The organism is Streptomyces sp. 8L, assembly GCF_020176795.1.
Lineage (GTDB): Bacteria > Actinomycetota > Actinomycetes > Streptomycetales > Streptomycetaceae > Streptomyces.
This window is the reverse complement of sequence record NZ_JAIUKE010000511.1, coordinates 1-7,955: the sequence shown is the minus strand read 5'-3', so window position 1 is coordinate 7,955 and position 7,955 is coordinate 1. Positions and strand designations below refer to the sequence as shown.

6 protein-coding genes are annotated in these 7,955 nt (G+C 70.8%); 2 read left to right on the top strand and 4 right to left on the bottom strand.

What is annotated here, in order from left to right; all coding sequences use genetic code 11:
* The first annotated feature begins 107 nt into the window (after positions 1 to 107).
* Complete coding sequence (locus LCE31_RS32780) at positions 108 to 1,280, top strand: CaiB/BaiF CoA transferase family protein (protein WP_374118623.1); 1,173 nt, start codon at positions 108 to 110, stop codon at positions 1,278 to 1,280.
* Positions 1,281 to 1,335: 55 nt separating this feature from the next.
* On the opposite strand, the gene LCE31_RS32775 is transcribed toward LCE31_RS32780, so the two are convergent.
* From LCE31_RS32775 to LCE31_RS32760, 4 genes are all read right to left on the bottom strand, one after another.
* Positions 1,336 to 3,366, bottom strand: coding sequence for an ABC transporter ATP-binding protein (locus LCE31_RS32775; RefSeq protein ID WP_225020936.1), 2,031 nt, complete (start codon positions 3,364 to 3,366; stop codon positions 1,336 to 1,338).
* A gap of 130 nt (positions 3,367 to 3,496) precedes the next feature.
* Positions 3,497 to 4,402, bottom strand: a complete 906-nt coding sequence (locus tag LCE31_RS32770; protein ID WP_225020934.1) for an ABC transporter permease — start codon at positions 4,400 to 4,402, stop codon at positions 3,497 to 3,499.
* Positions 4,399 to 5,349 carry an ABC transporter permease gene (locus LCE31_RS32765; protein WP_225020933.1) on the bottom strand — a complete coding sequence of 317 codons (951 nt, stop codon included), beginning with the start codon at positions 5,347 to 5,349 and terminating at the stop codon, positions 4,399 to 4,401. The genes LCE31_RS32770 and LCE31_RS32765 overlap by 4 nt, the downstream gene beginning before the upstream one ends.
* Positions 5,346 to 7,193, bottom strand: a complete 1,848-nt coding sequence (locus LCE31_RS32760; RefSeq protein WP_225020931.1) for a peptide ABC transporter substrate-binding protein — start codon at positions 7,191 to 7,193, stop codon at positions 5,346 to 5,348. The genes LCE31_RS32765 and LCE31_RS32760 overlap by 4 nt, the downstream gene beginning before the upstream one ends.
* A 282-nt stretch (positions 7,194 to 7,475) precedes the next feature.
* Here LCE31_RS32760 and LCE31_RS32755 point away from each other — a divergent pair.
* Positions 7,476 to 7,955, top strand: a 480-nt coding sequence (locus tag LCE31_RS32755) for a winged helix-turn-helix domain-containing protein (protein WP_225020928.1), incomplete at its 3' end; no start/stop codon positions are given.

Here is a 7,955-nt window from a genome sequence, read left to right as displayed (position 1 = left end):
CTCCTCAATCCCTCACCACCGCTCACCCAGCGCGCGGTCGGCGGCGGCCTCCCCGCCCGGCTCCCCCGCCCGGCCGCGCGGACTCCGCGCATCCCGCGACCGCCGCGGTGCGCTCGACCGGGGGGCCGCTGGCCGGGGTCCGCGTCCTGGAGCTGGCGGGCATCGGCCCCGCGCCGATGGCGGCCATGACCCTGGCGGAGCTCGGCGCCGATGTCGTACGCGTGGACCGGCCGGTGCCGTCGCTGGTCACCGACGGACTGAACCGCGGGCGCCGCTCGGTGGTGGTCGACCTCAAGCACCCCGAGGGAGCCGAGGCCGTACTGCGGCTCGCGGAGCGCGCGGACGTCCTGATCGAGGCGTACCGGCCGGGGGTCGCCGAGCGGCTCGGGATCGGTCCCGAGAGCGTCCTGCGCCGCAATCCGCGGCTGGTGTACGGCCGGATGACGGGCTGGGGCCAGTCGGGGCCGCGTGCGATAACGGCAGGGCACGACATCAACTACGTGTCGCTGACGGGGGCGTTGGCGGCGATCGGCCGGGCGGGCGGACCGCCGCAGGTGCCGGTGAACCTGCTGGGGGACTTCGGCGGCGGCTCGATGTACCTGCTGGTGGGCATCCTCTCGGCGCTCCACCACGCGCGCGCCACAGGACAGGGGCAGGTGGTGGACGCGGCGATCGTGGACGGCCTCACCCACCTGTCGTCGATGGTGTGGGCGCAGCGCCGCTACCACGGCTGGAGCGACGAGCGGGGCACGAACCTGCTGGACACCGGGAGGCCGTTCTACGACGTGTACGAGACCTCGGACGGCGGCTGGTTCGCGGTCGGCGCGCTGGAACCGCAGTTCTACGCGCGCCTGGTGGAGCTGCTGGAGCTGCCCGAGTGGGCCGAGGGCCAGTACGACCCGGCGCGGTGGCCCGCGATGCGGGAGGCGTTCACCGTGGCGTTCCGTTCCCGTACGCGCGCGGAGTGGGAGCGTGTCTTCGAGGGGTCGGACGCGTGCGCGTCGCCCGTACTCGACTGGGCTGAGGCGGTGCGCGATCCGCATCTGGCGGCGCGCGCCACGCACGACCGGGTGGACGGGGGCGACGTGCCCTCCCCCGCGCCCCGGTTCTCCGCCACCCCGACGCGTACGGCGGCGGCTCCGCGTCCGGTGGGCGGCGACGGCGAGGCGGTGCTGGCGGACTGGGCGGTGCGCGATTCGTCCGGGCTGCTGTCGGGCGGCGCGGTGCGGGGCGGCGAGGCCGAAGGCCCGGGCGCCGGCGCGCCGGACGACGGCCGCTGACGCCGGCGAGGCGCCGGGCCTGTACGGCTCGGCGCCTCGGGCGCGTTCTCGCGGGTCAGGCGGCGGCCGGAGCCCCCTCCTCGACCAGCGGGAAGTGGCACGCCACCTGGTGTCCCGCGCCGAGCGGGGTGGTGGCGGCGGGCTCCACCGTCGCGCAGATGTCCTGCGCGATCGGGCAGCGGGTGCGGAACCGGCAGCCGGACGGCGGGTTCGCCGCGGACGGCGTCTCGCCGCCGAGCGGCGTCCTGGTGTCGTCGACCTGCTCCGGGTCCGGCACATTGACCGTGTCGAGCAGGCCGCGGGTGTACGGGTGCAGCGGGTGCGCGTAGACCTCGTCGGCGGGGCCGCACTCGACGAGCTTGCCGAGGTACATCACGCCGACGGTGTCGGCGAGGTAGCGGATCACGGCGAGGTCGTGCGAGATGAACAGATACGTCAGCTCGCGGTCGCGCTGCAACTCCCGCATCAGGTTGAGGATCTGCGCCTGCACCGACACGTCGAGCGCGGAGACCGGCTCGTCGGCCACGATGAGGTCCGGCGAGAGCGTCAGGGCGCGGGCGAGGCCGAGCCGCTGGCGCTGGCCGCCGGAGAACTCGTGCGGGTAGCGGTCCACGGCGCCCCGCGGCAGCCCGACCGCGTCCAGCAGTTCGCCGACGACCCGGTCCTGCTCCGCGCGGTCGCCGACGCCCTGGATGACGAGCGGCTCCCGCAGGATGGCGCCGACGCGCATGCGCGGGTCCATCGCGGCCGTGGAGTCCTGGAACATCAGCTGGATGTTGCGGCGGTGCTCCCGGCGCTGGGCCCTGCTCATCGTCGCGAGGTCCTGGCCCTCGAAGGCGATGGACCCCGAGGTGGGGTCCTCAAGGCCCGCGACCATGCGGCCGATGGTGGTCTTGCCGCAGCCGGACTCGCCGACCATGCCGAAGGTCTCGCCCTTCTGGACGGTGAGTGTGACCCCGCCGACCGCGCTGACCGTGCCGCGGCTGCGTGCGAACGGCCCGCCGCTCAGCGGGAAGTCCTTGCGCAGATCGGTGAGTTCGAGCAGCGGCCCGCCGGACTTCACGACCGGCGTGTGACGCGCCTCGCCCGGCACCACGTCGTCGAGGGGGTCGGCGGCCTGGAGCGGCACCGGGTGGAAGCAGGCGAACGCGTGGTCGTCGCCGGTGAGCGGGGGCTCCTCGGCGCGGCAGACGTCGGTGGCGAAGGCGCACCGCGCGGCGAACCGGCAGCCGTGCTGCTCCACGGCGAGGTTCGGCGGCAGCCCGGGGATGGTCCACAGCTCGGTGGCGCCGACGACGGCCTTCTCGGGCAGCGCCGCGAACAGCGCCTCCGTGTAGCGGTGGCGGGGCGCGCGGAACAGCGAGCGTACGCCCGCGCGTTCGGCGATCTTGCCCGCGTACATGACGGCGACCCGGTCGACGCGGTTGGCGATGACGCCGAGGTCGTGGGTGACCAGGATCATCGCCATGCCTAGGCGGGAGCGCAGGTCGTCGATGAGCTCCAGGATCTGGTGCTGCGTGGTGACGTCGAGCGCGGTGGTCGGCTCGTCGGCGATCAGCAGCTTGGGCTCGCACACCAGCGCCATGGCGATGGCGACGCGCTGCCGCATGCCGCCGGAGAGCTGGTGCGGGTAGTTCCTCATCCGCTCGGCGGGCTGCGGCATGCCGACGAAGCCCAGCATGTCCTGGGCGCGGGAGAGTGCTTCCTTCTTGCTGATGTCGTGGTGCAGCAGCAGTGGTTCCGCGACCTGCGCCCCGATCGTCATGGTGGGGTTCAGTGAGGTCAGCGGGTCCTGGAAGACGACACCGATGGTGTTGCCCCGCACGTCCCGCAGCCGCTTCTCGCCGCCCGCGACGAGGTCCTCGCCGTCGAAGCGGACGCTGCCGCGCGTGATGGCGCCGCCGCTCGGCAGCAGGCCGAGGACGCTGAGCGCGGTCATGGTCTTGCCCGAGCCGGACTCACCGACGACGCCGAGGGCCTCGCCGGGAGCCAGGTCGAGGCTGACGCCGTCGAGTGCGTGGACGGTCCTCTCACGGCTCGCGATCTCGACGTGCAGGTCGTCGACGCTGAGCAGGGGTTCGCTCATGGCTGGGTCCTTAGGGGGGCGCTTACGGCGGCGGCGCGGGCGGCGGTGGTGGTGCGTTCGGCGGTCCGGACGCGGGTGCCGCGGGCGGCGGCGCGGTGTGTGGTCATGGGGCCGGGTCCCTGGTGCGTCGTCACTTCTTCTGGAGCCTTACCTCGAAGGCGTCCCGCAGGCCGTCGCCGATGAAGTTGAAGGCGCCGACGACGAGGACGATCGCGATGCCGGCCGGGAAGATCAGCCACCAGTAGCCGTTCTGGGTGTAGGTGATGCCGGAGGACAGCATCGAGCCCCAGTCGGTGGCGGGCGGCGGGATGGACAGGCCGAGGAAGGCGAGGTAGCTGACGTAGAGGATGGCGTCGGCGACCTGGAAGGTCGCGTTGACGATGACCGTGCCGATGGCGTTCGGCACGATGTGCCGGAACACCGCGCGTGCGCCGCCGCCGCCCATCATCCGCATGGCCTGGACGTATTCGCGGTCGCGCAGGGACAGCGCCTCGCCGCGCACGAGGCGGGCGGGCGAGAGCCAGGCGACGGCCGCGATGATCAGGATCAGGACGATCTTGCTCGGGGTGATGATCGCGGAGACCACGACGAGCAGGAACATCGCGGGGATGGCGAGCGCCGCGTCGGTCACGCGCATCATGACCGCGTCGACCCAGCCGCCGAAGTAGCCGGAGACGGCGCCCCAGACCGTGCCGAAGACCGTCGCCAGCACACCGGCGGCCAGGCCCACTTCGAGGGAGGACTGGCCGGCCACCATCAGGCGGCCTATCAGGTCGTAGCCGAGGTCGGTGGTGCCGAGCAGGTGGCCGGGCGAGCCGGGGGCCAGGTTGGCCTGCGACAGGTCGGTGTGGATCTGGTCGGTGTGGTAGACGAGCGGTCCCACATAGCAGAACAGCAGGAGCAGGACCAGGACGATCACACCGGCGAGCGCGAGCTTGTTGCGGGTGAAGACCTGGACGGTGCGCCGGGCCAGCGAGGGGGTGGCCTGCGCGGCCTCCTCGTGCCCTGGGGCGACGGCGGGTGAGATCACGCTCATGACACGCTCCGGATGCGGGGGTCGAGGAGGGCGTAGACGATGTCGGTCACGAGCGACCCGATGACGGTGGCGACGCCGACGACCAGTGTCACACCGAGCAGGACGGGGAAGTCGCTGCCCTGGGCCGCGTTCCAGAACAGCAGGCCCATTCCGGGGTAGTTGAACATGGACTCGACGACGAGCGCGCCGCTGAACAGGGTCGGCAGATACAGGCCGAGCAGGGTGACCAGCGGGATCAGCGCGTTGCGCAGGACGTGCCTGGCGAGGATGCGGCGGCTGGACTGGCCCTTGGCCATCGCCGTGCGCACGTACTCCTCGGTGAGGTTGTCCAGGGTCGCCGAGCGCATGTACCGGCTGAACATCGCGATGATGCCGAACGCCATGGTGACGATGGGCAGCACCATGCCGGAGAAGCCGCTGAAGATGGACCCGATCGACGTGCCCTGCGGCGCCTCGGCCGGGAAGAGCGGGATCGCCTGGCTGAAGACGATGATGAAGATCAGGCCGAGGAAGAACACCGGGGTGGCGTACGCGAGGAACGCCAGCGCGGTCATCACGTAGTCGGCCGGCTTGCCGCGGCGCACGGCCTGGAGGAGACCGAGCGGCACGGCGATGATCACCGCGAGGACGGTCGACATGACCGTGAGGATCAGGGTCTTGGGCAGCCGCTGCCCGAGCAGCGAGCTGACGGACTCGTTGAGCTTGTACGACTCGCCGAGGTCACCGTGGACCAGGCGGACGAGGTAGTCCCAGTACTGCACGGGGAGGGGGTTGTTGTAGCCCTGGACCTCGTTGAAGTGCGCGATCTGCTGCGGTGTGCCCTTGGGGCCGAGGATGGCCCGCGCGGGGCCGCCCGGCAGCGAGTGCAGCAGCAGGAAGACGATGATCGTGACGAGGAAGAGGACAACCAGTGCCTGGAGCAGGCGCTTGACGAGAAAGCCGGTCACTGACTGGCCCCCTTCTTGACGTAGTACCAGCTCTGCGGGGAGAAGGTGGCGGTCGGGTTCTGCTGGACGCCGCGCAGGTCGTTGCGGATGACCGAGACCTGGTAGGCGGGGTTGGGCATCCACATCACCGGCAGCTGCTTCGCCAGGTACTCGCCGTAGGCGTGCATGGCGTCCTGGTTGGAGGAGTACAGGACGGCGTGGATCAGCTTGTCCGCCTCCGGCGAGGAGTAGTTGCCGAAGTTGGCGGAGGCGCCGGTGGAGAACAGCTCCTCACCGCTCGGGTTGAGCGGGTAGTACCAGCTGCCCGCGGTGCCGAAGAACGACATGTCCCAGTCGCAGCCGGGGTCGGTCTTCTTGCAGGCGACCGAGTTGCCGAGGACCGAGTTCAGCGGCTGCTGCCGCACCGTCAGGTCGATGCCGGCCCTGCTCAGCGAGGACTTGAGCACCTGCATCATGTTCGTCGTCTCGGTGGAGCCCGACTGCGAGAGCAGGGTCAGGTTCAGGGGCGCGTTCTTCTTGATGCCGGCGCCGCACTCGTTCGCGCCGGTGCCGGGCCGGGTGCAGACGGCCTGCCCGCCCCGGTCCGTCCAGCCGTGCGAGGTGAGCAGCTTGCGGGCCGCGTCGACGTCGTACGGGTACGGGTTCTGCGCCATCTGCGGCGTCAGGTACTGCGTCTTCGGGAAGGCGGGCACGGGGCCGAGCGTCGGCTTCGCGCTGCCCTGCCAGACGACCTTGCTCATGCCGTACTGGTCGACCAGGTGCTGCATGGCCTGGCGTATGTAGAGCTGGTTCATCTCCGGCCCCGCGTGGGTGGAGTTGAAGTTGTAGACGATGTAGCTCACGGCCCAGCCGGTCCACGGGGAGATGCGGTAGCCGCGGCTCTCGAACTTCGACTTCTGGGCGAGGACGGACGGCGGGATGTAGCCGTAGTCCACACCGCCGGAACGCATCACGTTGTACTCGGAGTCGGCGGTGGTGAAGGGCTTGAAGACGACCTTGTCCAGGTGCGGGCGCTGGGTGCCGGTGTACTTCGTGTTGGGCACGATGGTGACCTGGCCGGTGTCCTGCCACTGGGAGATCTTCCAGGGGCCGTCGACGGTCTGCCACAGCGGGTCGCTGCCGTACGAGCCGAGCTTCTTCGAGTGGGCCGTCAGCCGGGCGAACACCGCCTTGGCACCCGCGGTGGTGCGGTCCCAGTCGCCGATCTTCCCGCCGTCGGTCTTCGCGTCCCACGCCTGCTGGGGTAGCGCGCGCATCAGCGTGAGCTGGTTGGCGGTGAACCAGTCGGGGTTGTACGAGCGGTCGAGGTGCAGCCGGACGGTGTGGTCGTCGACCACCTCGAACTTCTTCACGTCGTCCGGCATCGTGCCGACGGTGTAGCTGGCCCAGTCCGCCTTGTTGGCCTTGACCATGTTGAACCAGAACTCGATGTCCCTGGCCGTCACCCGGGTGCCGTCGGACCACTTGATGTCGGTGCGCAGCGGCACTGTCACGGTCTTGTCGCCGTCGCTGTAGACCGGCTTCTTCGCGAGGGTGCCCGGTCCTGTGGGCACCAGGTCGCTGCCCTGCTGCACGGCGTCGTACACCGGCATGAAGAACTGCTGCTGCAGGGAGGAGTTGTAGGTCGCGCTGAATCCGGGAGGCCCGATGGGGAAGATCCAGTTCGGTGTGGCCGCGGGCGGCAGGGCCATCGTGACGGTGCCGCCCTTGACCGGCGTGCCGCCGGTGGGGGCCATGTCGATCTTGCCGCTCTGCTGCGTGCAGCCCGAGAGCACTACGGCGAGCGCGGCGGCAAGCGCGGCGGCTATGACGCGAAACCGCGCGGGTGAACGCCCAGAGCGCATGTAGGGGGCCTCCATCGGAACCGGCGAAAGGCCGACAGAATGTTCGGCCAAGGATGGGTGAAAGTTAGGTCCGCTACGAAAAGTAAGTCAAGACCTTGATGCAGACAGATGCACACCTCACAGGGGCTTCTTGCCGATCAATCAGCGGGTATGGACCGTTTTCCACCATGCGGTCGCCGAAAAATCTTTCCCCGGACTCTGGCGGAAGGTCGACCTAAGTCGGTAACTTGCATCGAGACCACAGAAACTTGATTCAACTTTCGAACCAAGGCAGGGGACACCATGACGGACAGCGCCTCGACCAAGGACATCATCCGCATGGTGTCCTCCGGGGCGGCCACCTCCCGGGCCGACCTGGTGCGGGAACTGGGCCTCGCCGCGTCGACGGTGTCCCTGCGCGTCCAGGAGCTGGTGGCGGCGGGACTGCTCACCGAGTCGGGCGAGGGCGCCTCGCGCGGCGGCCGGCGCCCCCGTCTGCTGCGGGTGCGCCAGCGCGACGACGTGTGCGTGGCGGCGGACCTCGGCTCCCACCACGCGCGGATCGGCGCGGTGGGACACGACGGCACCGTGCGGGATGTGGACGACCACCACCACGATCTCACCGCGGGACCCGAGCAGGCCGTCGAGTGGCTGGTGGAGCACCTGGGCGCGGGGGGGGGGGGGGGCCCCGGCCCCCGGCCCCCCCCCCCCGGGGCGGCCCGGGGCCGCCCGGCGCGCCCCCCGTCACGCTCGCCCCGCCGGGCGGGCGGCCGCGCCCCGCCA